The following is a 26,439-nucleotide window of genomic DNA, read 5'->3' on the forward strand; positions in this document are numbered from 1 at the left end:
CTCTCTACGATGCCGCGCGTCTTTGCGGACCCGCAAAGGACGCTGCATTATATTGAATTGCTGCGAAGACCGGCGTTAGTTCGCCACCGAAATCCTGATCGCCGAGCCGTCCTTCCGCCAGAAGCACCGCTCCCAGCCGCCCGAGTTCGTCGGAGGATTTGGCCGCGACGAAATTACCCCCAGTCAGCACCGCGATGCGTGGCGACTGCGTAAATCCGGCATAGGGATAACCGGTCGGCGTGAAATTCGCCACGCAGGGCGTCGAAGTCACGCGGCAGCCGGCAAGCTCCGGCAGCAGCTGCAAGGCGACACGCGAGAGATGATCGCGCTCGGCAGCACTGCCGTCGGAACGAAACCACGCGCCGGCATCCTCCAACCTCTCGAAGCAAATTGCCTCGGTGTCGCCACCGAGTTTCAGATAGGTCTTGCCGTCGGGATAACGCACCGGCGGCAGGATATAGATGTGATCCTCTTCCCGGTCACCGAGTACGATCGTCGACGGCATATCGCCGAAAACCGCCATCTCGCGCTCGCCGATTTCGTAGAAGGCGACGGTACGCGCCATAACTCTGGTATCGACGGGTCGCGGCAGAAGGGCATGGAAATTGCTGAAACCGCCGGCGGCGACCAGCACACGTTCGGCGCTGTAGCTTCTGCCGTCGGCCGTCACCTCGACATGCGAACCTGCGTCGTGCACGGATGTCGCGGTTGCCTCGATCAGCGAGACACCACCCTGTTCGGCAAGCTTGATCTGCGCCCGCACCAGCGCCCGCGGATTGATGTGGCCCGCGCGCTTACGCTCGAAATATCCGCTGAAATCAGGGTCAACGGCAAGATAGGGAAAACGTTGGGGAAGCTCCGACGGTGTGATGGTCTCGATATCGCTGCCGAGCGACCGGCTGACGGCCAGTGCCCGGTTGATATAGTCCTGCTCGTCCGTCGAGGTCGGACCGGCAAAGAGGCAGCCGACCTCCGAATAGAAGGAAATGCCGCTCCTTGCCTCGATCTCGCCGTAGCGGTCGAGCGCGCGGGCGGCGAAGGTTCCCCAGGCAAGATTGCCGTCGAAAGTGCGGGTGATGCGCGCTTCGTCGTAGTGGCTGGAGAAGACGCCGTGATGGGCCTTGCGCTGATCCGGCTCACGCGGGCCGATCAGCGCGATGCCGTCGGCCATCGAGGAGAGATGCCGTGCGGCGGCGGCACCCATCATGCCGCATCCGATGATGATGAACCTGAAATCGACCGCCATATCCCACCTCGTTTCAAGGCGGAATATCACGGCAAGCGTGCTGATTCATATCCGTAAAAATGCCGCAAGGGAATTTCGTCCCGACGCGACTGGCTATGCTCAGTCGAGCATCGCTAGGACCTTGCCGCAATAGGTCTTCGACACCGGGTTCATGCGCGTGGCGGCATGACCGGCATTGTATTTCAGGATGGTGTTGCAGGTCTCGCCACCACCGAGATCATGGGCGGCAGCCAGATATTTCATGCCGTACTTGATGTTGGTTTCTGGGTCGAACAAGCCCTTGGCGCTGCCGGAATAGCCCATCATGCGGGCAGTTGCAGGCTTTATCTGCATCAGGCCGATTTCACCGTGGCTGCCGCGCGCATTCGGATTGAAATTGCTTTCGATGCGGATGACCGCGGTCGCAAGCGCAACCGGTACATTATATTGGTTCGCATATTTGCTGATCAGTGCGGAATAGGAATTGCCGGAAACATTGGCGACGGGATAACCGCTCTGGCGCTCGACCGTCTTCAGCGGGCGTTCCGCCGTCTTGAGCGGACGCTTCGCGGGCTTGACCGAACGCTCCGTTTTTTTCAACGGACGCTCTGTCTTCTTCGAAGGACGCTCGACTTTCTTCACCGGCGCATCGGCTCGCACACCCCAACCATTCGCAAAGGCAAAGCTATTTCCCGCCAGCACCATGCCAACGCATGTTGCAGCAACAACAATCAGTTTTCTCATGTAGTCTTGAACACTCCGACCCAAAGAATTTCCGGACGGCGCGCCTCGCTGTCATAATGAATACCAGATCAAGGATGGATCTGGATTCGCGGTAATTCTTATCGTTTCACATAGCGCCCGTGGTTTAACTTGAAAACAACCCCCGGCACCGCTTAGCGGCGTTCTTAGACCATCGTAATGAGGAGATAATAGGGAAATGATGTGGCGAGGCGGTTTTCTCGCCGGTCGCCAGAAAACCGTCCTGATATCTGGCTCTTCCGCTCAGGAATAACGCGGCAGCGCCGACAGCAGCCGGTGCAGCGTGTCGATCGTCGAGAAATCGGCAATGCCATCCACCCGTTCGGGCCGGAAATGGCGCTGGAAAGCTTCCACGTCGCCTGCCGTTTTTTCGGAGAATTCACCCGTGATTTCAGTGCTGTAACCATAAAGAGACAGCATCGATTGCAGCGCTTCCACAGGTTGGCCGGTATCGCCGCGCTGGAAGAAGCGTCCACCGGTGATCGTTGCCGGTTCGACCCAGTGCCCGACGCCTGCCCGGTGAAGCTCGGCCCAGGGGAATTTCTCGCCTGGATCGACCTTGCGGATCGGGGCGACATCGGAATGCCCGAGCACCCGCTCCGGCACGATCGACCAACGTTTGACACAGTCGCGACACAATTCAATCACCGCGGCGATCTGCTCTTTCGGATAATCAGGGAGCCCGCCGGGGTGGCCGGCATTGGCGATCTCGATGCCGATCGACAGCGAATTGATATCGGTCTCGCGGTGCCAACTGCTTTTTCCCGCATGCCAGGCACGTTGCATTTCCGGCACGAGCTGCACCACCTCGCCGTTCTCATGCACGAAATAATGGCTGGAAACCTGGCTTTCGGCACGACAGAGCCAGTCGAGCGCACCATCTGCCGTCGGCATGCCGGTATAGTGCAGCAGGATCATGTCGGGACGGCGCCCATCCGCCCGTTCGCCATGGTTCGGCGAAGGCTGCACGCGGGCGCTTCTGCAGTCGGCCTCGAAAGAGGTCATGCGGCGCGGCGTTCCTTCTCGATCGCCTCGTAGGCCGCGTTCAGCGCCGCCATGCGCTCATTGGCGATCACATGGAATTCCTTCGGCACGCCACGCGAGATCAGCCGATCGGGATGATGTTCGCTGACGAGGCCGTGGTAACGGCGGCGGATCGTCGGGAAATCGTCCGAAGGCAAGACGCCGAGCACCTTGTAGGGATCGCCGCCGGACGAGACGTGGCGGGCGGCAATCTGCTCGAAGCGGGTCTCGCTCATCTGGAAGATCTCGCCGATATGGCGCAGAAAATTCAGTTCCTTCTCGTGGATCAGCCCGTCGGCCTTGGCGATGTGGAAGAGGCCGTCGAGCACGTCTTCCAGCACCGGGCAATTGGCCGCGCAGGTGACGCACAGCGTGGAGAGCCGTTCGGCATAGGCTTCGTAGCCGGCAACGTCTTGGCGCGCGAGGTTGTAAAGCCTGGCGACGTTCTTTGCCTGATCCTGCGGGAATTCGAAGATTTCGCGGAAGGCTTCGACCTCCTTCTCGCTGACGATGCCGTCGGCCTTGGCCATCTTGGCCGACAGCGCAATGATCGCCACGGAGAAAGCCACCTTACGCCGGGTCTCGGGATCCCCTTCGAAAACCGTGCGGATAGCCTCGACCACCGCAGACAGCGCATTGCCTGCAGTATTGCCAATGGCATTCAACAGTTTTTCCCAGAAGGACATCGAAAATCTCACACACTTGTCAACTTATAGGCAAACAGCTTGACCAAAGAATCGCAGCCTTTGCAAGGCGACTATTGGTCGTAGGGCCGAACACAGTTTTCACGATTTGGTAATTGTCGCACCGCAGCAAACGATTCATTGCGCCCGCTTCATCTCGTATAAGGCGACCGGCCGACACTCGCCGGCATCGCCCGGCACTTTGGCTCCGGTGCGCGCGACGGAAATTTCCACAACAGTTCTTGGCAAGCAGATCGGGCTTGAAACGATTATATCGCACTTCCAGTCGCCTTTGCAGTCCAACGCGGCAGAAAGGCGCGTTTTTCGCAAATTCTTTACTTTACAGGCCCCTTTCCCTGCCGCATCCATGCGCTACCTAACGCCGCCGCACCGAAACGCCATAGGAGGGATCATGGCCAAGCAGAAAGTCGCAATGCTGACCGCCGGAGGCCTGGCGCCCTGTCTCTCTTCCGCTGTCGGTGGTCTCATCGAACGCTACAGCGACGTCGCGCCCGATCTCGATATCGTCGCCTACAAGTCGGGCTACCAGGGTGTGCTCATCGGCGACAGCATCGAGATCACCCGCGAGATGCGCGAAAAAGCGCCGCTGCTGCACCGCTATGGCGGCTCGCCCATTGGCAATAGCCGCGTCAAGCTCACCAATGCCGCCGACTGCGTCAAGCGGGGCCTGGTCAAGGAAGGCGAGAACCCGCTGCGGGTCGCCGCCGAACGCCTTGCCAATGACGGCATCACCATTCTCCACACGATCGGCGGCGACGACACCAACACCACGGCCGCCGACCTTGCGGCCTATCTCGCCGCCAACGGCTACGATCTGACCGTCGTCGGCCTGCCGAAGACTGTCGACAATGACGTCGTACCGATCCGCCAGTCGCTCGGCGCCTGGACGGCCGCCGAAGTTGGCGCGCATTTCTTCGACAATGTCGGCAATGAGCAGACGGCTGCCCCCCGCACTCTCGTCATCCACGAGGTGATGGGCCGCCATTCTGGCTGGCTGACGGCCGCCACCGCCCGCGCCTATCTCCAGCGCACCAGCCGAAACCAGTATGTCGATGGCCTGATGATGAACGCACATCTGAAGAGCATCGACGCCGTCTACCTGCCCGAGATGGCCTTCGACCTCGACGCTGAGGCCGCCCGTCTGAAGGAGAGCATGGACCGCAACGGCCACGCTACCGTCTTCGTCTCGGAAGGCGCCTGCCTCGACGCCATCGTCGCCGAGCGCGAAGCCTCCGGCGAGACCATCAAGCGCGACGCCTTTGGCCATGTGAAGATCGACACGATCAATGTCGGCGCCTGGTTCCAGAAGCAGTTCGCCAATCTCTTGAATGCCGAGCGTTCCCTCGTGCAGAAATCGGGCTATTTCGCTCGCTCCGCGCCTGCCAACGGCGACGACCTCAGGCTGATTCAGAGCATGGTCGATCTCGCCGTCGAAAGCGCTCTCAATAAAGTCTCCGGCGTCACGGGCCACGACGAAGGCCAGAACGGTAAATTGCGCACTATAGAATTCCCGCGCATCAAGGGCGGCAAGACTTTTGACCTTTCGACGGGATGGTTTGCCGAAGTCATGGACAATATAGGCCAGAAATACAAAGAAGCGTGATTGACGGATGGTTAATATGATGTCTTTGCTTATTCCTGAGGAATAGGAGGAGACACCATGTCACTTGAAGCTTGGCTCGCTTTTGCGGCCGCATCCGCCATCATGCTGGCCATACCGGGGCCGACGATACTGCTCGTCGTTTCCTATGCGCTCGGTCATGGACGCAGGACGGCGTTTGCGACGGTGGGCGGCGTGGCGCTTGGTGACTTCACCGCGATGACGGCTTCTCTCTTCGGCCTCGGCGCCGTTCTGGCCGCCTCCGCGACCCTCTTCACCGTCTTGAAGTGGATCGGCGGCGCCTACCTGATCTGGTTGGGAATCAAGCTCTGGCGGGCTCCCATCATCGGCGAACCGGTTGCCGATAACGACAATCTGCCGGAGGAGAAGTCGCTCAAGATCTTCCTCCACACCTATGTCGTCACCGCCCTCAATCCGAAGAGCATCATCTTCTTCGTCGCCTTCGTGCCGCAGTTCCTCAATCCTGCCCTGCCCTTTGTCGGGCAGATGGCGATCATGGAAGCGACCTTCCTTGTGCTGGCGATCCTCAACGCCTCCACCTATGCTTTTCTCGCCCATACCGCGCGCGGATTGATTCGCAAGGCGAGCATCCAGCGCGCCGTAAATCGCACCGGAGGCACTCTGCTGATCGCTGCAGGTGCCGTAACGGCCGGGTATCGCCGTATTGCAGCTTAGAGCCTTTCCCGGTCAGATTGCAGCATTCTGCCGGAGCAGGTTTTCGTCAGGGCAGAGGCGATTGGCGAAGGGCATACCTCTTGGTACGTGCGAGCCGATCGCCTCTGATCCTGGCGCAAAGATGCCCGGCCCACCGGCCGCACTGCTTCGCCATGCGAAGCAAGAGGTGCGTCCGGCGATTCTAAAGTCTTGCAGATTTGCCAGGCAAATCTGCGGGAGGGTTGGCTGAAACGGGCCGCCTGATCGACCGGCAGGCTTGGCCGTAGAACTGGGCTACGACGCGCGCCGGCCGGTCGAACATACGACTCCGTTTAAGCCAACAGAATGCTGCAATCTGACCGGGAAAGGCTCTGATAATATTCCGTGGTTGCCGGAATGTCACGAATAGGTTAATGGGGTCACCAGGGCTTAGGGGTTTTTGGTAACTTTTATACGCTGCCGGGGCGGCGCGATTTTACGAAAGTGGCGGAATGGTAGCGATCGGATTATCCGGCCTCAAACGCAGTCTTGTCGTTTCCACGATACTCTGCGGCGTGATGACGGGATGCACGAGCGTCGAATACACGTCCCAAGCCGAACTGACAGCCGCCCAGACCGTCGTACCGATGCCGAAGCCGGGCGAAGATGCAACGCTCGCCGCGATCCCGACAGCCGAAGGCGCAGCTGTCGCTGGCGCCACCATTCCTCAGGCATCGGCCCCCTCCCTGACCGCAATGGCGATGCCGGCCGTGGCAACCTCTCAGGCTGCCGATCTCGCCATGCAGGCAGGCATACAGCCGGCAGCCTATGCGCAGATTCCGCTGACGCCCGAGATGACGGCGATCCAGTCCGTCGTGCCGACGCCGCGTCCGGGAGCGCCCGCACAGCCGACGACGCAGCTTGCCTTTGCCGCGACACCGCAAAACAGTGCGCTTGCAGCACTTGCCGCAGTTGACACCACGCCACGCGCCAGCATGGATTATGGTTTCGACGAATCCGGGCCGATCGATCCGCCGACGGCGCCCCCGATGTTCAGCGACGACGACAAAGACGATGCGCCGACGGTCGAGAAGAGCTTCGTCACCAAGCTCATCGCCAAATATTCGAAGGTCTACGAGATTCCCGAGACGCTGCTCCATCGCATCGTCCATCGCGAGAGCCGCTATAATCCGAAGGCTTACAACAAGCGCGGCTATTTCGGCCTCATGCAGATCAAGTACAACACCGCCAGGTCGATGGGCTATGACGGCGCTCCGGGCGGCCTCTTCGATGCCGAGACCAACATCAAATATGCCGCGAAATATCTGCGCGGCGCCTGGCTCGTCTCCGACAATAAGGAAGACGATGCCGTCCGCCTCTATGCGCGCGGCTATTATTACGACGCCAAGCGCAAGGGCATGACCGACATCGCCCAAGGTAATTATTGAAACCTGGAGATAACGGCTGAAGCCCCGGCCTATGGCTGTGTCTGCCGTTGCGATCCCGCCTGCTGTTGCGACCCACCCGGTTGCGGCAATGCCGCCAGGATCGCCTTGAGCAGCATCTGCGGCTGGTAGTCGAGCCGGCTTGGCGTCAGGCCAAGCCTGACGACGACCAGATTGGCGGAAGGCACGATCGCCATGCTCTGCCCGTCATGCCCCGTCAGCCAGAACGTATCCTCCGGCAGACCGAACGCGGCGCTTGAGCCGCCAGGAGCGAGCCAAGCCTGACCCTGCGTATAGCGGTTCGACGCTGCCGTCGGGGTGCGCATGGCGCCGACGAAGCCCTCCGGCAACAGCCGCTGGCCATTCCACACGCCATCCTGCAGTAGAAACTGCCCGAAGCGCGCCCAGTCATGCGCCGTCGCATAGAGATAGGAGCTTCCGGCAAACGTGCCGCGCGCATCGAGTTCGAACACCGCGCTCGTCATGCCGAGCGGCGAAAACAAGGCGTCGTGCGGATAGGAAAAGGCTGCTTGCGCATTGCCGACCCTGTCCATCCAGATGCGCGAGAGCAGCACGGCCGTGCCGCTCGAGTAGCGGAAGAGTTGGCCAGGTGCTGCCTCCATCGGTGCATTGGCCGGCAGCGATACCATGTCGGGATCGAGATAGAGCATGCGCGTCACATCAGCGACGTCGCCATAGTCCTCGTTGAAGGCAAGGCCGCTCTCCATGCCGAGCAGGTCGGAAACCTTAATCCTGGCGCGCGCATCGTTCTTCCACTGCGCCAGCAGCTTATCATCGTCGAAGGAGATCTTGCCCCCGAGCATCAGCCGGCCGAGGATCGTCGCATTCACCGTCTTCGTCATCGACCAGCCGATCAGCGGCGTCTTCGCCGAGAAGCCGGGGCCATAGGCCTCAGTGACGATGCGGCCATCGCGCACCACCACGATCGCCCGCATTGCCGGGCCGGCAACTCCGGTATCGGCAAGCAGCGCGACGATCTTTCCGTCCTGCCGATCGCCGGTGCCCTCACCCTCCGGCCATAATGCATCATTCGCCTGCACCTTGGCCGGCGGATCGAAGGGCACCGCATTCGCCGCCGCCTCGAAATTGCCGTCCGGCACGCTCGTGCAGCCGAAAGCGCCGCGATAGAGCGCATAACTCGGCGCAAACAGCCCCATGAAGCGCGCCGTCACACGGTCGTTGTCGCGGTCGACGCTGACGCGCACCAGCCGCAGCAACGGATTTCCGGGCGCCTGGACATCGTCGTGGAGCACATCCTCAGCCTCTCGGCCAGCAATGAAGACGTTGGAGCAGACGATCTTGGCGGCATAACCGTCGCCGACGCGCAGCAATTCCGGCGGCCGGATGAAGAGCCAGGCGGCAGCAGCGATGACGACGAGAACGAGAAGGAGAGCGAGCGCCTTCAGGATACGCAGGACAAATCGCATGACATTCCTCCCTGCCGGGAGAGAAGCAGGAATCGCACGCGCCGGAAAGGGGCCGGAACGAAGAAGGCTCGTCATTGCGATCACTTTCCCAGGAGTGCGAGCGATCGCTTTTCGCGAGAGCAAACGATCGCTCTCCCGGGGAGTTCGAAGTCTCCGAAGAACGGTGCCCCACAGCCCGCGTCATCAAACTGTAGCAGAGGCGCGTTACACGCCCTGAACGCTAAAAAGGTGACAGACTCATGTCAGAATTTGCACCGGATGCCGGCTTCCGCAAGAACCGGAAACTCAAGGACGCCCTTCTCCGCCACAAGGCTTTTTCGAAGGATGGCTTTTCCGAGCGTCTCTTCGGCCTTCTCTTTTCCGGCCTCGTCTATCCGCAGATCTGGGAGGATCCGGATCTCGACATGCAGGCGATGGACCTGAAGCCCAACCATCGCATCGTCACCATCGGTTCTGGCGGCTGCAATATGCTCGCCTATCTCTCCAAGGCGCCGGCCTCAATCGACGTCGTCGATCTCAACCCGCATCACATCGCCCTGAACCGCCTGAAGCTTGCCGCCTTCAAACACTTTCCCGGCCATGCCGATCTCGTCCGCTTCCTGGCGATGCCGAACGAGAAGTCGAACAGCCGCGCCTACGACCTGCATCTCGCCGCCCGCCTCGATGAGGCGACCCTCAGCTACTGGAACGGACGCAAGTTCGGCCGCCGCCGTGTCACCGTCTTCGACCGCAACATCTACGAAACCGGTCTGCTCGGCCGCTTCATCGGCGCGGCCCATCTTCTTGCCCGCCTGCATGGTGTCAAGCTGCGCGAGATGACCAAGACCCGCTCGATCCGTGAGCAGCGCCAGTTCTTCGACGAGCAGATCGCGCCGCTCTTCGAAAAGCCGGTGGTGCGCTGGATCACCGGTCGCAAGAGCTCGCTCTTCGGCCTCGGCATTCCGCCGCAGCAATATGACGAACTTGCAAGCCTTGCCGCCGATCATTCGATCGCGCCGGTGTTGAAGCACCGCCTGGAAAAGCTCGCCTGTCATTTCCCGATGAGCGACAACTATTTCGCCTGGCAGGCCTTCGGCCGCCGCTACGGCACCGAAGCGGAAGGCCCACTGCCGACCTATCTGAAGTCGGAGCACTATGAGGTGATCCGTGCCAATGTCGACCGCGTCAACGTCCACCACGCAAGCTTCACCGAGCTTCTCGCTCGCGAGCCGGCCGCCTCGCGCGACCGCTACATCCTGCTCGACGCACAGGACTGGATGACCGACGAGCAACTGAACGACGTCTGGACTGAAATCACCCGCACGGCGCGCGAAGGCGCCCGCGTGATCTTCCGCACCGCCGCAGAAAAAAGCATTATCGAAGGCCGCCTGGCGCCTGTGATCCGCGACCAGTGGGATTACTTCGAGGAGAAGTCGCATGAACTGACCGCGCTCGATCGTTCGGCTATCTACGGCGGCTTCCACATTTATGGGAAGAAGGCGTGAGCAAGGTCGGCACTGAGTCGGCAGGAACGAGCGATGAACATGCCAGCCTCATGGATGGCATGTATCGCTACCAGCGGCACATCTACGACCTGACCCGCAAATATTATCTTCTCGGCCGCGACAGCACGATCCGCAATCTCGACGTGCCCGAAGGCGGCACCCTGCTTGAAGTCGGCTGCGGCACCGGGCGCAACATGGCTTTCGCTCACCGGCATTTCCCGACCGCCAAACTGTTCGGCCTCGACATATCCCAGGAAATGCTGATTTCGGCGCGCAGGACCTTCGCGACCAAGGCGACGATTCCGGAATTCCGCGTCGCCGACGCCACGGCGTTCACACCGCGCGAATTCGGCGTCAGCGGCTTCGATCGCATCCTGATTTCCTATGCGCTGTCGATGATCCCGGACTGGGAGCGCGCCGTCGATGCGTCGATCGCCGCACTCAATCCCGGCGGCCAGCTGCACATCGTCGATTTCGGCCAGCAGGAAGGCTTGCCGGGCTGGTTCCGGCGCATGCTGCAGTCCTGGCTTGCGAAATTCCACGTCACCCCGCGCTCCGATTTACGCGAGGTCCTGGAGGCGCAAGCCCATGAAAACAACGCGAGATTGTTGTTTGACACCGTTGGCGGCGGCTATGCCTGGCGGGCGTCCATAATAAGCAAGCGCTCATAATTCGCTTGAAACTAACCGATTTTTTACGTTGATATGGTGAAAAGAGGATTATTCCTCTGCTGGGCTCGTCATCTTCGAAGGTCAGGCTGTGGGGCAAAGAGATCATTCGAGTTACGACAGGACGCCCATGCGCCGGTTTTTGTTTTGCGTTTTGCCCCTGGCCATCCTGCTGGCCGGCTGCAGCTCCTCCGGTCATGACTATCTCGAAACGGCGTCGATCAAACCGAAGACACGCTTCAAGGATACCGATCCGCAGGATTTCGGGGCGAAGCATCCGCAGCAGAACGCGATCCACGGCATCGACATCTCCAAATGGCAGGGCGATATCGACTGGGGCACGGTGAAGAATTCCGGAGTGGCCTTCGCCTTCATCAAGGCGACGGAAGGCAAGGATAGGGTCGATCCGCGCTTCGACGAATACTGGCGCGAGGCCCGCGCCGCCGGCATCCCGCACGCTCCCTATCATTTCTATTATTTCTGCTCCTCCGCCGACGAGCAGGCCGACTGGTTCATCCGCAATGTGCCGAAGGAGGCCATGCGCCTGCCGCCGGTGCTTGACGTCGAATGGAATGCCGAATCGAAGACCTGCCGCTACCGCCCCGACGCCGAAACGGTGCGTGCCGCAATGCAGCGTTTCATGGATCGGCTGGAGGCCTATTACGGCAAGCGCCCGATCATCTATACCTCGGTCGATTTCCATCGCGACAATCTCGCCGGCTACTTCCAGGATTATCATTTCTGGGTCCGTTCAGTGGCAAAACATCCCGAGGTGACCTACTCCGACCGGCGCTGGGCCTTCTGGCAATATACCTCGACCGGAGTTATTCCCGGCATCAATGGTCCCACAGATATCAATGTCTTCGCCGGCAGCGCAAAGAACTGGAACAATTGGGTCGCGGCCGTTTCCAAGGATAGAAATTCTTAGTAACGTCTTGCGATGTTTCTTGCTTCCGTCACATTCGTCTGTGAAAGCGACGGCAATCTGTTTGATATAAGGACCGCATCCATGCACCGCTCGCTCGCAAGCCGCTCTGCACTCGCCCTTCTGCTTGCCCTCGCCATCGCAGGCGGCGCGGCCGCCCAGCAGGCGCCAGACGCAGCCCCGGCAGCGCCCTGCGGCGGCGATCTATCCGCCTTCCTCGACGGCGTCAAGAAAGATGCGGTCGCGGCCGGCGCCAGTGCGGCAGCCGCCGACGAGGCCTTCGCCGGCGCCGAGATCGACCCCAAGGTGCTGAGCCGGGACCGCGCCCAGGGCGTCTTCAAGCAGACCTTCCTCGAATTCTCCCAGCGCACCGTCAGCCAGGCCCGCCTCGACATCGGCCGCCAGAAGATGAAGCAATATGCCGACGTCTTTGCCCGCGCCGAGCAGGAGTTCGGCGTCCCGCCGGGCGTCATCACCGCCTTCTGGGCGATGGAAACCGATTTCGGCGCCGTCCAGGGCGATTTCAACACCCGCAACGCCCTGGTGACGCTGTCGCATGACTGCCGCCGCCCGGAACTCTTCCGCCCGCAACTGATCGCCCTTGTCGAGATGGTTCAGCACGGCGACCTCGACCCCGCCACCAATACCGGCGCCTGGGCCGGCGAGATCGGCCAGGTGCAGATGCTGCCGCGCGACATCATTGCCTATGGCATGGATGGCGACGGTGATGGTCATATCCGCCTGAAGCAAAGCAGCCCGGACGCAATCCTGACGGCGGCGAAATTCATCCAGCATCTCGGCTTCGAGCGCGGCCAGCCCTGGCTGCAGGAAGTGACCCTGCCCGTTAACCTGCCCTGGGAAAAATCCGGCCTCGGCGGCACGATGAAAGCGGGAGAATGGTTCGCGCTTGGCGTCAAGCCGCGCGACGGCAATACCGCCTTCGGCAACCTCGAAGGCGACCTTGTTCTGCCGCAGGGCCGCATGGGACCGGCCTTCATCGCCTATCCGAATTTCAAGATCTATCTCGAATGGAACAAGTCGTTCATCTACACCACCTCGGCTGCCTATTTCGGGACGCGCCTTTCGGGCGCCGAGCCCTATCTCAAGGGCGTCCCGGAACAGGGGCTCGCCAGCGACCAGATGAAGGCGCTGCAGACCAAGCTGCAGTCGCTTGGTCATGATGTCGGCGAGATCGACGGCATCCTCGGCTCCGGCACGCGTGTCGCGATCCAGAAGGAACAGCAGCGCCTCGGCATGCCGGCCGATGGCTGGGCGACGCCTGCCCTTCTCAATGCTCTCTGAGCCCCGCTGACTTTTTACCGCCGCCCGCATCGCAAGAAACGGGTGGCGCGATCCGCCACCTGCGCTAAAGCATCAAGTCGAAATCCGGTGCCGGCTTTCGGCAAGACGAGCGGCTCACGGTGGAGGAATCGACGTGGACAGCAGGATGAATGCCTGGACCTGGGGCCTGCTGGTCCTGCTCGGCCTGATCTGGGGCGGCTCCTTCTTCTTTGCCCGCATCGCCGTCCAGCATGTGCCGCCGCTTACCCTCGTCTTCTTCAGGCTGCTGCTCGCGGCGCTGGCGCTGCATATTTATATCGCCGGCCGTTTCGACTTCTATGCGATCCTCAAGGCCCGCTGGCGCGAATTCCTGATCCTCGGGCTCATCAACAATGCCCTGCCGCATGCGCTGATCTTCTTCGGCCAGACCCGCATCGGCGCCGGTCTTGCGGCGATCCTGAATGCGACGACACCGATCTGGACCGTGCTGATCGCCAACTACTTCACCTCAGACGAGAAGCTGTCGCCGGCAAAGATCGCCGGCTGCCTCGTTGGCCTGATCGGAACGATCGTGCTGATCGGGCCCGGCATGTCGGCCGGTGGCGAAGCCCCGCTCTGGGCACTGCTTCTTCCCGTGCTTGCCGCCATCTCCTATGGTTTCGCCGCCACTTACGGCAAACGCTTCAAGAATGTTCCCGCCCCTGTCACCGCAGCCGGCCAGTTGACCGCCTCCTCGCTGACTGCGCTGCCGCTGTCGCTGCTGGCCGACCATCCCTGGGCGATTGCCGCACCGCCGCTCGATGCATTCCTCGCCATCCTGGCACTGGCGCTGCTGTCGACGGCCTTCGGCTATATCCTCTATTTCCGGATCATGGCGACCGCCGGCGCCACCAACGCGTCGCTCGTCACCCTGCTGGTGCCGCCGAGCGCCATCCTTCTCGGCGTGCTTTTCCTCGGCGAAAGGCTCGCACTTGGCGAATTGGCCGGCATGGCGCTGATCGGTTTCGGCCTCATCATTCTCGATGGCCGCGCCTATCGCCTGCTGGCGAAAGCTGTTTGACCCGGTTGCGAATTTCGTATGTTTTCAACCGGTTGCCGATCCGCCATGTTTTGGACGCATAGGTAAATCCACAATCGCCTGATTTAACCGCATGTTAAATTGTGTGAACAAAATTTTGTCGAAAATTATTGAGTTATTTCAGAGGCTTGCAAGAGCACTATTCGACTTATCCACCAAACCGTTCTGCAGCGCAGCATAAGATCTGCTTCCCAACCGACATATTTCAGACATATTATCCGCCGGTTAACGCGAGGAGACAGACATGGGACTCACGCAATCCTTGAATGTTCTGTTGGTCAGTGCAGCGTTTGCTTTCGTCTTGTCCATGCTCTTCATCTGAGCTGGCCGGCGAAAGTGTAATGACTGATAGTGCCTAAACTCCTGAATAGCTGATCAATCCGCCAACGAAAAAGCGCATGTCCCGCCCGACATGCGCTTTTCACTTTTATAGCGCCGCGCGTCTTTCAGACACGCAAAGATCAGGCGGCTGCGCCCGCGCTTTTTGTTTGCCGGCGGGAGAGGCCGAGATTGTCGAGCACGGCGGAAACCAGCGGCGCACGGTTCATCGTATAGAGATGGAAATCATGGATGCCGCGCCGGACGAGATCTTCGATCTGTTCGGCCGCGACTTCGGCGGCGACCTTCGCCCGCTCCTCGGGCTTGTCGTCGAAGCCCGCAAAGCGCTCGTCGAGAAAGGCGGGGATAACAGTGCCGCAGGCCCCGGCGAAACGCTTCAGCTGCGTCAGGTTCTGGATCGGCATGATGCCGGGCACAACGGGGATCGAGATGCCGGCACCGCGCACCCGTTCCAGGTAGCGCTCGAAATTATCGTTGTCGAAGAAGAACTGCGTCAGCGCCCGGTCGGCGCCATTGTCGGCCTTGCGCTTCAGCATGTCGATATCGGCCGCCGTGTCGCGGCTTTCCGGGTGTTTTTCTGGATAGGCGGAAACCGAAATCTCGAAATCGCCGATTTCTTTGAGGCCGGCCACCAGCTCCGCCGCATTGGCATAACCGCCGGGATGCGGCTGGTAGGGCGCGCCGGCACCGCCGGGCGCATCGCCGCGCAGCGCCACGAAATGCGTCACGCCGGCCTTGCGGAAGGTGTCGACCATCTGATGGGTCTCCTCCTTCGTTGCACCGACGCAGGTGAGATGCGAGGCGGTGGCAAGCGGCGTCTGCGAGAGGAAGCGCGTGACGGTGGAGAGTGTCGGCGCCTTGGTGGTGCCGCCGGCGCCATAGGTCACCGAGACGAAATCCGGGTCCCAGTCCTGCAACAGGCTGACGGCATGCCAGAGCTGTCCTTCCATCTCTTCCGATTTCGGCGGGAAGAATTCGAAGGAGACTCTGATGTCGTTGCGGCCGCGTGCTTCGTTCTTCAAAGCCATGTCATACCCTCCCGGCAAATGTAGGTTCGGCGCCTTCGCTCGTCTGCGAAGCCATGAGGCGCCTCGGATCGCGCGCGAGCCAGACGGTGACCGTCAAGCCTTGCCCGCTTTGCTGACCCGGATGAAGATCGACGGCCTGCTCGACGTCGAGCCCGGCCTTGCGCAGCCAATCGGACATCGCCTGGTGCGAAAAGCCGAGACGGACATGCGCATGCTCGTCGCGGAGATATTCAAGCGTGTGCGGCGCCAGGTCGATGACCACGAGTCGACCGCCCGGCCGGAGCATGCGCGCCGCTTCCGCGATCGCAATTTCCGGCTGATCGAAGAAATGCAGCACTTGATGGATCGTCACCAGATCGAAATCCTGTCCCTCGAACGGCAGGTTCAGGATATCGGCGTGGCGCACGGTGGCCTTGGTGATGCGAGACTTGTCGAGATTGGCGCGCGCCACGCTCAGCATGTCGCGGCTGGCATCGACTCCGATCGCCCGGCGGTAGAGGCCGGACAGGAGCTCGAGGATACGGCCGGTGCCGGTGCCGAGATCAAGCAGCGAATCGATCGACTGGTTGCCGAGCAGCCGGATGACGGCGGCGTCGACCTCTTCATCGGCAGCATGCAGGCGGCGAAGCTCGTCCCATTCGGCCGCGTTGCGGCTGAAATAGGCTTGCGCCCGCTCGGCGCGCTGACGCTTGACCTGCGACAGCCGCTCGCCGTCGCGAAGGATGGTCGGATCGTTCTCGGAAACATGCTTGAGCAGCGACCGCACCAGCATGGCGGCCTTGCCGTCCTGCTTGAGGCGAAAATATGCCCAGGCGCCCTCCTGGTAGCGTTCGATCAGTTCGGCTTCGCCGAGCAGCTTCAGATGGCGGGAGATGCGGGGCTGGGACTGGCCGAGAATTTCGGTAAGATCGGTGACCGTCAGGTCGCCGCCGTCAAGAAGCGCCAGAAGACGCAGGCGCGTGGGCTCGCCGGCCGCCTTCAAGACGTCCACCAGCGCATCCAGTCCAAGCTTCAACGGTTCGCTCATCTCTAATCCAATCAAGACATAAACATATCTTTATGTGATTTGAAAAGCAGTAGCAAGCGGCAATTCGCTCTCTCCACGAAATTGCCTGCTCAGATTGCGACAGAGCCCGACATGAAAAAGCCCCAGCGAACCGGGGCTCTCGCAAACGAAAAATGGGTGACATCAGCGTGTCAGGCGCTTATGGGCCTGGCTGCCCGGGTTAAGGGCGTCGGGGCCGAGGCGACGAACCTTGTCCTGTTCATAATCTTCGAAGTTGCCTTCGAACCATTCGACATGGCCGTCGCCTTCGAAAGCGAGAATATGCGTCGCCAGACGGTCGAGGAACATGCGGTCATGGCTGATGATGATGGCGCAGCCGGCGAAGTTTTCCAGCGCGTTTTCCAGGGCACCCAGCGTTTCCGTATCGAGGTCGTTGGTCGGTTCGTCGAGCAGCAGAACGTTGCCGCCGGCCTTCAGCATCTTGGCAAGGTGAACGCGGTTGCGCTGACCGCCGGAGAGATTGCCGACCTTCTGCTGCTGATCGCCGCCCTTGAAGTTGAAGGCGCCACAATAGGCGCGGGAGTTCATGTCGAACTTGCCGAGCTTGATGATTTCGGCGCCGCCGGAAATTTCCTCCCAGACCGTCTTGTCGGCCGCAAGGGTGTCACGGCTCTGGTCGACATAACCGAGATGCACGGTTTCGCCGATACGGATCGAACCCCCATCCGGCTTTTCCTGGCCGGTGATCATCCTGAATAGCGTCGTCTTGCCGGCGCCGTTCGGGCCGATGATGCCGACGATGCCGCCGGGCGGCAGCTTGATCGACAGGTCGTTGATCAGCGTGCGGCCTTCGAAGCCCTTGGTGATGCCGTCCATCTCGATGACCACCTGGCCGAGGCGCTCGCTGACCGGGATGATGATCTGCGCGTCGCCGGGCCGCTGCTTTTCGGCGGCATCCACCAACTGCTCGTAGGACTTGATACGGGCCTTGGATTTGGCCTGACGGGCCTTCGGGCTGGACGCGATCCATTCCTGTTCGCGGCTGATCGCCTTCTGGCGCGACGCGTCTTCGCGGCTTTCCTGCAGCATGCGCTTGGCTTTCGCCTGCAGGTAGGCCGAATAGTTGCCCTCGTAAGGAATGCCACGGCCGCGGTCGAGTTCGAGGATCCATCCGGTGACGTTGTCCAGGAAGTAGCGATCGTGGGTAATCATCATCACGGCGCCCGGATAGTCGCGTAGATGTTTTTCAAGCCAGGCGATGGTTTCGGCGTCCAGGTGGTTGGTCGGTTCGTCGAGCAGCAGCAGATCCGGCTGCGAAAGCAGCAGGCGGCAGAGCGCGACACGGCGTCGCTCACCACCCGAAAGGCTGGTGACATCGGCGTCGCGCGGCGGGCAGCGCAGCGCTTCCATTGCCATTTCGACTTGGCTTTCCAGATCCCAGAGGTTCTGGCTATCGATGACGTCCTGAAGCTTGGCGCCCTCTTCCGCCGTCTCATCGGAATAGTTCATCATCAATTCATTGTAGCGATCGAGGACAGCCGTCTTCGAGGCAACGCCTTCCATGACATTCTCGAACACCGTCTTGTTTGCATCGAGGTGCGGCTCCTGCTCGAGGTAGCCGACCGTTGCACCTTCGGCGAGCCAGGCTTCGCCGGTATACTCCTTGTCTTGGCCTGCGATGATGCGCAGCACGGTGGATTTACCCGCGCCGTTCGGACCAAGGATACCGATCTTGGCATCCGGGTAGAACGAAAGGTGGATATTCTCCAGGATCTTCTTGTTGCCATAGGCCTTGTTAAGGCCGGACATATGATAGATGAACTGACGTGCCATGCTGCGCTGCTCCGGGCGGGAAACTTCGATTGTGCCGCTATGTAGGCGAAACAGCGCCTGCGGGCAACGCCGAAACCCGGTTTACTCAGGATTTCCGGTCAAAAGCCCGCAGCATCGACGACGCCCTCGTCGCAGCCGAACGACGTTTTTCCAGCACCTTGGATCAGATCGGCAAGCCCGGCACTTTTCGCCGATGCCGCTCCGGCGGCTTCCGAAAGCCCGATCGTCAGCTCGCTGATCATCCTGATATTGCCGGCTCGCCGGCAGCTCATCTTGACGCGGTCGCCGGCACCGGGCCCGAAACTCTTGTCGAAAGCCGCCTTGATCGCTTCGGACTTGACCGGCTTGCCGATATTGGCAGCGAAGAGATCGCGCACGGCCGACGCGTTGAGTGCGCCCACCAGGTGCACGCCGACGCCGAAATAGTCGTCGGCGCTCATCTTCGTGCAGGTGCCATGCTTCACCCACTCATGCCGTTCCAGATCGGATTGGGTGCCGGGCATTGCCTTTGCGAGCGCCGCCTGCGTCTCCGCCGCAAGCGTGACCTCCGGCAGCTTGTTCCAGTCGCCATCCTTGTCGGCGGACTTCTGCTCGGCGCTCACGCCGCAATAATCCTCTCGCATCGGCCAGAGCCCGTGCAACGAGAAGTTCGTCGCGTCGGGGCGCTCGCCGGTCTGGCTCGCACACTCGGCCTTCTTCTGGTTCGTCTGACAAAAGGCCGGCTGCCAGCTCGCCGCCAGAATGAAGCGGGTGCGCCCGCCGGCCTCCTGCGCCACGCCAGCGCCGGCAACAATCATCGACACGGCAAACGTCAAGGTACGCAACTGCATGCTGCTCATTTCAACCCCCAAAAAAGAACAATACAGGAACAAATAAGCACGAAGATCGAAAGGCCGCAACCCTGAATCGCAACGGGGCCGCAATTTATTGTCGGATAATCAAGCATCCATGTTGCAATTACCCAGCGATCTGGTCTGTTGCCGCCGAGAGGATCGATATGTTTGCTGAAACGCAAAGGCTGGCCGTGCCTGGGGCGTCGCTGGCCTATCACCATGCCAAGGCCGAAGCTGCAGCACGCGGCATCCTGTTGATATCGCACGGCTTGGCCGAACATTCGAAGCGATACCGCTCCTTTGCCGAGGCAATGGCGGTGCGCGGCTATCAAGTCTATGCCCATGATCACCGAGGCCACGGCGAGACGACGGCACCCGATGCGCCGATCGGTCGCTTTGCCTGGCGGGGTGGGGTCGAAAAGGTGGCCGGCGACGTCATCGCTATGCGCGGCTATGCGGCCTTCCGCCATCCCGGCCTGCCTGTGATCCTCTTCGGCCATTCGATGGGCGGCCTCATCGCCCTCAACGCTGCCGTCACGGCTCCGGCCGACTTCGACGCCGTCGCCATCTGGAATTCGAATTTCTCCGTCGGTCTTGCCGGCCGAGCCGCCCAGGCGATGCTGCTTGCCGAGCGCATGCTGAAGGGCTCCGACGTGCCGAGCGGCCTGCTGCCGAAGCTTACCTTCGGCACCTGGGGCAAATCCATTCCCGGCCGCCGCACCGAGTTCGACTGGCTGTCGCGTCTTTCCGATGAAGTCGACAAGTATGTCACCGATCCGCTCTGCGGCTTCGACGCCTCAGTCTCTCTCTGGCTCGATCTCTTCGAGCTGACCTTCCGCGCGCCGCAGAAAACCCACCTCGACCGGCTGCCGCGGGACATGCCGATCCATCTCGTCGGAGGCGGGCAGGATCCTGCGACGAAGCGTGGAAAAGCCCTGCTCTGGCTGTCAAACCATTTGAAAGGACAAGGCTTCTCCCGTATCAGCACTGAGATATATCAGGACATGCGTCACGAAACACTGAATGAGATCGGCGCGGATGCGGCGATCGCGGCCTTCGCGGACTGGTGCGACAGGGCCGTCGCAGGATCCTGAGCGACCAATATCCTGAGTGACAGGGATTTCATCATGAACAGCACCTCCGCCCGCCCTGTTTCGTCCGCCTCCGACGTGACGATGGGGCTTGCGCTGATGTTTATCTCGGTGATGTTCTCGCCGATCATCGATATCTTCGCCAAGCTTGCCATCGTCACCGTCCCGTCCGCCGAAATCACCGCCGCCCGCTTCGCCGTGCAAGCGCTCTGCATGCTGCCAATCGTCGTGTTGCGGCGCAGCTTCGCCGATTTTTCCTGGCGCCAGAGCCTGTTCCACGCGATCCGCGGCGCGATCATCACGATCTCGATGATCTCCTTCGTCACTACGCTGAAATACATGGCGGTCGCTGACGCAATAGCGATCTTCTTCGTCGAACCGATCATGTTGACGATCCTCGGCGGTATCTTCCTGAAGGAGATGATCGGTTGGCGGCGTTACACGGCCTGCGGCGTCGGCTTCTTCGGAGCGATGCTGATCATCCAGCCGAGTTTCGAAGAGGTCGGCTACATCGCTCTTCTGCCTGTCGTCAGCGCCTTTTGTATTGCGATCTTCGCGCTGATGACCCGCGTCCTCTCGCATAGGGAAGATCCTTGGTCGATGCAGTTCCAGATGGGCATCTGGGGCCTGCTTTTCTGCATCATCCTGCTCTATCTCAGCCGGGGAACCGGCTCCGACGTCTTCGATCCGGTCATGCCGGAAGGCCGCGCCTGGTTCTATCTCGCCGGCGTCGGCGCCATGGCCGCGATATCGGGCATCCTTGGCGTCTATGCTTATCGCGCAGCACCGGCTTCAACGCTGGCGCCGCTGCAATACTTCGAGATCGTCTCGGCAACGATCTTCGCCTGGCTGGTCTTCGGCGACTTCCCGAACGCGCTCAAATGGCTCGGCATCATAATCATTATGGCGTCTGGCTTCTATATCCTCTGGCGCGAGCGGCGCTTTGCATCGAAACCGGTATCCGATACATCAGAGGCGACGTGGACGCCGTAAATCTAAGAACGAGAGTACAATTCCGAAAACCGCTCACACTTTTCGGCACTATGCTCTGAACCTGCCGGAGGAACATGACGGAGACCGTGACGAAAAAACCGCCGCTTGCCGGCATCCGGGTGATCGAGCTTGCCCGCGTGCTCGCCGGCCCCTGGGCGGGACAGATGCTCGCCGATCTCGGCGCCGACGTCATCAAGGTCGAAAATCCAGACGGCGGCGACGATACGCGCCAATGGGGGCCACCCTTCGTCGAGGGCGCCGACGGCAACAACCTCTCTGCCGCCTATTACCACGCCGCCAATCGCGGCAAGCGCTCCGTCACCGCCGACCTGAAGAGCGCCGAAGGTCAGGATCTCGTCCGCCGCCTCGTTTCCACCGCCGATGTGGTGATCGAGAATTTCAAAGTCGGCGGCCTCGTCAAATACGGGCTCGATTACGACAGCCTGCGCAAGGTGAACCCGAAGCTCGTCTATTGCTCGATCACCGGCTTCGGCCAGAACGGCCCTTATGCCAGCTTCGCCGGCTACGACTACATCGTCCAGGGCATGTCCGGCTTCATGTCGATCACCGGTGAACCAGGCGGCCAGCCGATGAAGGCAGGCGTCGCCATCGCCGATATCTTCACCGGCATCTATGCCGTCGCGGCGATCGAAGCCGCCCTGATCCACGCCCTGAAGTCAGGTGAAGGCCAGTTGGTCGACATGGCCCTGCTCGATGTGCAATCTGCCGTGCTCGCCAACCAGAACATGAATTACCTGGTTTCCGGCGAGGCACCGACCCGCCTCGGCAACGCCCATCCCAATATCTCGCCCTATGAGGTCGTGCCGACGGCGGACGGGTACCTCATTCTCGCAGTTGGAAACGACGGCCAGTTCCGCCGCCTCTGCACCATCCTCGGCCTGGAGACCATCGCCGGTGACGAGCGTTTCGCCACCAACAAGGCCCGCGTCGGCAATCGCGGCGAAGTGCACCGCCTCGTCTCCACCGAGACGCTGAAATGGCAGAAGGCGGATCTGCTGAAGGCCTGTGAAGAGAACGCGGTTCCATCAGGCGCAATCAACACGATCGATGAAATGTTCGCCCATCCGCAGGTGCAGGCCCGCGGCCTGCGCATCGACCTTGAGGATGCCGTCGGCACGCTGATCCCCGGTGTCAGGACGCCCGTGGTGCTGTCGGAGACCCCGCTGCATTATATCAGGCCGAGCCCGCGTCTCGGCGAACACCAGGCAGAAATTCTGGCGGAACTCGCCGAGCGCGAGAGGAAGGCATCGTCATGAAGAAGACGGGAGGAGAACTGATCGTCGAGGCGCTGAAGGCGAACGGCGTCAAGCGTCTCTCCTGCGTGCCCGGCGAGAGCTTCCTTGCTGTGCTCGACGCGTTGCGCGACAGCGATATCGACGTCCTCGTCTGCCGCCAGGAGGGCGGAGCGGCGATGATGGCGGATTGTTGGGGCAGGCTGACCGGCGAACCCGGCATCTGCATGGTGACCCGCGGCCCCGGCGCCACCAACGCCTCCGCCGGCCTGCATATATCAAGGCAGGACTCGATCCCGATGATCCTGTTCATCGGCCAGGTGCAGCGGGAAGCACGAGAACGCGAGGCCTTCCAGGAGGTCGAATTCCGCCGCGCCTTCACCGAATTCGCCAAATGGGTGGGCGAGATCGACGATGCCGCCCGCATTCCCGAGTTCGTCACCCGCGCCTTTGCGGTCGCAACCTCCGGCCGTCCCGGCCCAGTGGTGCTGACGCTGCCGGAAGACATGCTGCGCGATGAAGTCGAGGCACCCCGCGCCAGGCACTATGCCAACGTCGAGGCCCATCCCGGCCGCCGCCAGATCGAGGATCTCTATGCAAGACTGCTGAAGGCCGAGCGGCCGATGGTGATCCTTGGCGGCACACGTTGGGATGCCGATGCCGTCGCAGAATTTCAGAGCTTCGCCGAGCGTTTCCAACTCCCCGTCGGCTGTTCCTTCCGCCGGCAGATGCTGTTCGATCATCTCCATCCCTCTTATGCCGGCGATGTCGGCATCGGCATCAATCCGGCATTGGCAACAGAGATCAAGGAGAGTGACCTGCTGATCCTGCTTGGCAGCCGCATGTCGGAAATGCCGTCCTCGTCCTATACGCTGATCGACATCCCCTACCCCCAGCAATCGCTGGTGCACATCTATCCCGACCCTTCCGAGCTCGGCCGCGTCTACCGCCCGGATCTTGCCATCTGCGCCGCACCTGCCGATTTCGTCGCCGGGCTCGCCGATTTGGAAGCGCCAGCCAAACCACATTGGACCGAGCGCACCGAGCGCCTGCACCAGGCCTATCTCGCCTGGTCGAAGCCGCCCTTGAGCGGACCGGGCGCCGTCCATATGGGGCCGATCATGGAATGGCTGGAGGCCAATACCGGACCGCAGACGATCTTCACCAACGGTGCCGGCAACTACGCCACCTGGGTGCACCGCTTCCATCGTTTTCGCCGCTTCAACACTCAGGCCGCCCCCACCTCCGGGTCAATGGGTTACGGCCTGCCGGCGGCGGTGGCCGCCAAGCGGCTGTTTCCCGAGCGCGAGGTTATCTGCTTTGCCGGCGACGGCTGCTTCCTGATGCACGGCCAGGAATTCGCCACCGCCATCCGCTACGGCCTGCCGATCATTGCAGTCGTCGTCAACAATGGCATCTACGGCACGATCCGCATGCATCAGGAGCGCGAGTATCCCGGCCGCGTCAGCAGCACCGATCTGACCAATCCCGACTTCGCAGCCCTTGCCCGCGCCTATGGCGGCCACGGCGAGACGGTGGAAACGACGGCGGATTTCGCCCCGGCCTTCGAGCGAGCACGCGCCAGCGGCAAGCCGGCAATCATCGAGGTCAAGCTCGATCCCGAAGCGATCACACCGACGCGCACGCTCTCCGAAATCGCGCAAACAAAAAGCCGGTGAGCACGCGCAGCGCTCACCGGCTTCAGGCAATAGGAATGGTGCGACTTAGAGCGGTTCAGCTTTTCATAGAAGCGCAGAGCCGCTCTAACCTTTTGTTTTTGCGCAACTCCGGACGGAAAACCGCTTCGCACTTTTCCTGGAGTTGCTTTAGTCGAGTGCCGCCGTAATGATGAACTCGACCTTGTATTTCGGCGCTGCGAGCTTGGCTTCGCTGGTGGCGCGGGCCGGCGGATTGGCCGGATCGATCCAGCCTTCCCAGACGGCGTTCATCTCGGCGAAATCGGCGATATCGGACAGGTAGATGATCGTCTGCAGGATCTTCGACTTGCTGCTGCCTGATGCAGCCAGCAGGCGGTCGACTTCGGCAAGCGATGACTTGCACTGATCGGTAACGCTTTCGCCCTCGCCGACCTGGCCTGCGAGATAGACCGTGTTGCCGTGAATGACGGCGCCGCTCATGCGCGAGCCGACGTCGATACGCTTGATGCTCATTATAGTCTCCTGAGTGAATGGAAGGTGGCGGCGCTGAGGTTCAACGCCGGAAAATCGGTCCCTCGGAACGGGCTCAATTACGAATATGGTGGGTCTTCTGGTAAATCGCCGTCGAGCGTGCGCCAGAGCGGCAATAGCCAAGCATCGGCCGCGGGAATTCATCGAGCGCGTCGACCATGCCCTGCACGGCTTCCTCGGTCACGCCCATCGGTCCAACCGGCACATGGGCGATCTCGAGGCCGAGCTCCTTGGCGCGCGCCTCGATGACGGAGAACGACGTCTGGTCGGGACTTTCATGGTCGGGGCGGTGGCAGACAATCGATTTGAACCCCAGCGCCTTGATCTCGTCGAGCTCCTCCAGCGTGATCTGGCCCGAAACCGAATATTCATCGTCGATCTGGCGAATATCCATCGTCTTGTCTCCTCAAAAATCGTGGGCTGAAGGTCTACGACGGAGGTCTGCCAGCGTCAACAACACTTCGCTCACAGGAAGGCAAAGGTCAACGCATAGCTGCGGCTCTCTCCGGGCGCCAGCATATTGAACTCACCGGCTGCCTCAAGCTCGTCGCGCGAGATCCAGCGATGTGAAACCGGCTCGATGCCGATGATATCGGCCGGCTCCTTCTGGTTTCGCCAGACCTGCAGATGGGGTAGCGTGTCGGCGCGGAAGCGCACGCGCAGCGTCCTGCCTCCGATTGCGGCGATCGGTCCGAGGCGGACCTCCGCGAAGCCCTCCTCCGTCGCCGGCGCCGCGACACAGAAGATACCGCCGGGCTCTTCACCAAACGCCCATGGGAAACCGCCATTCTCCATCATCCGGCCTTCGAGCCGCGTGTCGTCGTCCAGCCATTTGCCGCCGGTGTTCATGTGGTACATGAGGAAGGTCGGCACCGTCCGATCGCTCGTATTGACGACCCGATCCTCGAGCCGCACCTCGCCGGTCGCCCCATCGATCCGCCACAGCCGCTCGATGCGCTGCGGCAATCCCTCGACGGTGGTGATGTCGATATCGGCGCGGCATTCGGCGTTGCCGTTCTCGAATTTCGTCCACAGCACCTTTGCAGCATGGCCGGAGGCCGATCCGTGCAGCGGATAGACCTTGCCGTCATCCCGGCCGGGGATCGGCTGGCGGTGGCGGATATGATCAGGCCCGCATGTGAAGAGAAAGCCTTCGAGCGAGTGATCGATTCGCGCATCACCGTCGTCGGGGATGGCGCGTTTCGGCGCGATATCGACGCCGTCGACGATGCATCCGCCGATATCCAGCACCGATGTTTCGTCCAGCATCAGGCGCGGCCCGCTTGCGGCGGCAAATTCGATCATCACAGTCTCCTCGGGGAATTGTCGCTTTTAGAGCCCGTGCGTCCTTTCGGACGCACAAAGGACGCTAACACTTTGAATCGACGCATCCTGCTTTCCGAAAATCCAATCCGATTTTCGGAAAGCAGGATGCGCTAGCGTTAGGTTTCGCGTCGCCATTCGTCAACCGGCGTCATCTCCATCTTGTGCTTTTGCAGCAATCGTGGATTTTGCGGAACTGACACAAGGACGCAAACGTTTATGAGTAAAAGGAAATCTTAGTGATTTTCATATTT

The 26,439-nt window shown here is 61.2% G+C and carries 24 protein-coding genes; 12 read left to right on the top strand and 12 right to left on the bottom strand.

Translation table 11 applies throughout. From position 1 onward, the window contains the following. Nucleotides 1-4: 4 nt before the first annotated feature. The 4 genes from HFO99_RS29055 to HFO99_RS29070 all read right to left on the bottom strand — a co-directional run bounded on the left by HFO99_RS29055 (nt 5) and on the right by HFO99_RS29070 (nt 3,696). Entirely contained in the window at nt 5-1,246 is a 1,242-nt protein-coding gene (locus HFO99_RS29055; protein ID WP_222365128.1) for an NAD(P)/FAD-dependent oxidoreductase, read from the bottom strand. Between the two features lie 99 nt (nt 1,247-1,345). Continuing rightward, complete coding sequence (locus HFO99_RS29060) at nt 1,346-1,969, bottom strand: lytic transglycosylase domain-containing protein (protein WP_222331506.1); 624 nt, start codon at nt 1,967-1,969, stop codon at nt 1,346-1,348. Nucleotides 1,970-2,230: 261 nt separating this feature from the next. Continuing rightward, entirely contained in the window at nt 2,231-2,992 is a 762-nt protein-coding gene (locus tag HFO99_RS29065; RefSeq protein ID WP_222365129.1) for an N-acetylmuramoyl-L-alanine amidase, read from the bottom strand. Further along, nucleotides 2,989-3,696 carry a J domain-containing protein gene (locus tag HFO99_RS29070; protein ID WP_222331504.1) on the bottom strand — a complete coding sequence of 236 codons (708 nt, stop codon included), beginning with the start codon at nt 3,694-3,696 and terminating at the stop codon, nt 2,989-2,991. The genes HFO99_RS29065 and HFO99_RS29070 overlap by 4 nt, the downstream gene beginning before the upstream one ends. Before the next feature lie 409 nt (nt 3,697-4,105). Between HFO99_RS29070 and HFO99_RS29075 the strand changes: the two genes are divergently transcribed. The 3 genes from HFO99_RS29075 (at nt 4,106) to HFO99_RS29085 (ending at nt 7,416) form a co-directional block, all read left to right on the top strand. Next, nucleotides 4,106-5,317, top strand: coding sequence for a pyrophosphate--fructose-6-phosphate 1-phosphotransferase (locus HFO99_RS29075; RefSeq protein ID WP_222365130.1), 1,212 nt, complete (start codon nt 4,106-4,108; stop codon nt 5,315-5,317). A gap of 57 nt (nt 5,318-5,374) precedes the next feature. Continuing rightward, nucleotides 5,375-6,010: a LysE family translocator gene (locus HFO99_RS29080; protein ID WP_064246009.1), complete on the top strand. Its 636-nt coding sequence runs from the start codon at nt 5,375-5,377 to the stop codon at nt 6,008-6,010. A 470-nt stretch (nt 6,011-6,480) separates the two neighbouring features. Continuing rightward, nucleotides 6,481-7,416 carry a lytic transglycosylase domain-containing protein gene (locus tag HFO99_RS29085; RefSeq protein ID WP_222365131.1) on the top strand — a complete coding sequence of 312 codons (936 nt, stop codon included), beginning with the start codon at nt 6,481-6,483 and terminating at the stop codon, nt 7,414-7,416. Between the two features lie 29 nt (nt 7,417-7,445). Here the strand turns inward: HFO99_RS29085 and HFO99_RS29090 are convergent, their stop codons facing one another. Further along, on the bottom strand, nt 7,446-8,861 hold the full coding sequence (locus HFO99_RS29090; RefSeq protein WP_222365132.1) for a serine hydrolase domain-containing protein: 1,416 nt from the start codon (nt 8,859-8,861) through the stop codon (nt 7,446-7,448). 239 nt (nt 8,862-9,100) lie between these two features. Between HFO99_RS29090 and HFO99_RS29095 the strand changes: the two genes are divergently transcribed. From HFO99_RS29095 to HFO99_RS29115, 5 genes are all read left to right on the top strand, one after another. Continuing rightward, nucleotides 9,101-10,345, top strand: coding sequence for a DUF3419 family protein (locus HFO99_RS29095; RefSeq protein ID WP_222365133.1), 1,245 nt, complete (start codon nt 9,101-9,103; stop codon nt 10,343-10,345). Next, a complete protein-coding gene (locus HFO99_RS29100) occupies nt 10,342-11,016 on the top strand; it encodes a class I SAM-dependent methyltransferase (protein ID WP_222365134.1) in 675 nt (224 codons plus the stop codon). The genes HFO99_RS29095 and HFO99_RS29100 overlap by 4 nt, the downstream gene beginning before the upstream one ends. 127 nt (nt 11,017-11,143) lie before the next feature. Then, nucleotides 11,144-11,941, top strand: coding sequence for a GH25 family lysozyme (locus HFO99_RS29105; RefSeq protein ID WP_064246004.1), 798 nt, complete (start codon nt 11,144-11,146; stop codon nt 11,939-11,941). Between the two features lie 81 nt (nt 11,942-12,022). After that, on the top strand, nt 12,023-13,240 hold the full coding sequence (locus tag HFO99_RS29110) for a lytic murein transglycosylase (protein ID WP_222331498.1): 1,218 nt from the start codon (nt 12,023-12,025) through the stop codon (nt 13,238-13,240). Between the two features lie 133 nt (nt 13,241-13,373). Continuing rightward, nucleotides 13,374-14,279 (top strand): DMT family transporter, encoded by a 906-nt coding sequence (locus HFO99_RS29115; RefSeq protein ID WP_222365135.1) that lies wholly within the window; start codon nt 13,374-13,376, stop codon nt 14,277-14,279. A 479-nt stretch (nt 14,280-14,758) separates the two neighbouring features. On the opposite strand, the gene metF is transcribed toward HFO99_RS29115, so the two are convergent. The 4 genes from metF to HFO99_RS29135 all read right to left on the bottom strand — a co-directional run bounded on the left by metF (nt 14,759) and on the right by HFO99_RS29135 (nt 19,342). Further along, nucleotides 14,759-15,664 (bottom strand): methylenetetrahydrofolate reductase [NAD(P)H], encoded by a 906-nt coding sequence (gene metF, locus HFO99_RS29120; RefSeq protein WP_064246002.1) that lies wholly within the window; start codon nt 15,662-15,664, stop codon nt 14,759-14,761. Between the two features lies 1 nt (nt 15,665). Then, the gene (locus HFO99_RS29125; RefSeq protein WP_222247097.1) at nt 15,666-16,691 is read right to left on the bottom strand and encodes an ArsR/SmtB family transcription factor; all 1,026 of its coding nucleotides are present in this window, start codon (nt 16,689-16,691) and stop codon (nt 15,666-15,668) included. Nucleotides 16,692-16,853: 162 nt separating this feature from the next. Beyond that, on the bottom strand, nt 16,854-18,503 hold the full coding sequence (gene ettA / locus HFO99_RS29130) for an energy-dependent translational throttle protein EttA (RefSeq protein WP_017965128.1): 1,650 nt from the start codon (nt 18,501-18,503) through the stop codon (nt 16,854-16,856). 98 nt (nt 18,504-18,601) lie between these two features. Next, nucleotides 18,602-19,342, bottom strand: a complete 741-nt coding sequence (locus tag HFO99_RS29135) for a ribonuclease T2 (protein ID WP_222365138.1) — start codon at nt 19,340-19,342, stop codon at nt 18,602-18,604. Between the two features lie 158 nt (nt 19,343-19,500). On the opposite strand from HFO99_RS29135, the gene HFO99_RS29140 reads away from it, so the two are divergent. From HFO99_RS29140 to HFO99_RS29155, 4 genes are all read left to right on the top strand, one after another. Further along, nucleotides 19,501-20,430, top strand: a complete 930-nt coding sequence (locus HFO99_RS29140) for an alpha/beta fold hydrolase (protein WP_222365140.1) — start codon at nt 19,501-19,503, stop codon at nt 20,428-20,430. Nucleotides 20,431-20,463: 33 nt separating this feature from the next. Then, entirely contained in the window at nt 20,464-21,420 is a 957-nt protein-coding gene (locus tag HFO99_RS29145) for a DMT family transporter (protein ID WP_222365142.1), read from the top strand. A 74-nt stretch (nt 21,421-21,494) separates the two neighbouring features. Continuing rightward, on the top strand, nt 21,495-22,697 hold the full coding sequence (locus HFO99_RS29150; protein WP_222365143.1) for a CaiB/BaiF CoA transferase family protein: 1,203 nt from the start codon (nt 21,495-21,497) through the stop codon (nt 22,695-22,697). Further along, the gene (locus HFO99_RS29155) at nt 22,694-24,352 is read left to right on the top strand and encodes a thiamine pyrophosphate-binding protein (RefSeq protein WP_222365144.1); all 1,659 of its coding nucleotides are present in this window, start codon (nt 22,694-22,696) and stop codon (nt 24,350-24,352) included. The genes HFO99_RS29150 and HFO99_RS29155 overlap by 4 nt, the downstream gene beginning before the upstream one ends. A gap of 147 nt (nt 24,353-24,499) precedes the next feature. On the opposite strand, the gene HFO99_RS29160 is transcribed toward HFO99_RS29155, so the two are convergent. The 3 genes from HFO99_RS29160 to HFO99_RS29170 form a co-directional block, all read right to left on the bottom strand. Then, nucleotides 24,500-24,844: a RidA family protein gene (locus tag HFO99_RS29160; protein WP_018446572.1), complete on the bottom strand. Its 345-nt coding sequence runs from the start codon at nt 24,842-24,844 to the stop codon at nt 24,500-24,502. 73 nt (nt 24,845-24,917) lie between these two features. Continuing rightward, nucleotides 24,918-25,256 carry a TIGR01244 family sulfur transferase gene (locus HFO99_RS29165; RefSeq protein ID WP_018074112.1) on the bottom strand — a complete coding sequence of 113 codons (339 nt, stop codon included), beginning with the start codon at nt 25,254-25,256 and terminating at the stop codon, nt 24,918-24,920. 71 nt (nt 25,257-25,327) lie between these two features. Further along, on the bottom strand, nt 25,328-26,167 hold the full coding sequence (locus HFO99_RS29170; RefSeq protein ID WP_222365145.1) for an aldose 1-epimerase family protein: 840 nt from the start codon (nt 26,165-26,167) through the stop codon (nt 25,328-25,330). Nucleotides 26,168-26,439: the final 272 nt, after the last annotated feature.

It is taken from the genome of Rhizobium leguminosarum (assembly GCF_019798305.1).
Taxonomy (GTDB): Bacteria; Pseudomonadota; Alphaproteobacteria; order Rhizobiales; family Rhizobiaceae; genus Rhizobium; species Rhizobium leguminosarum_U.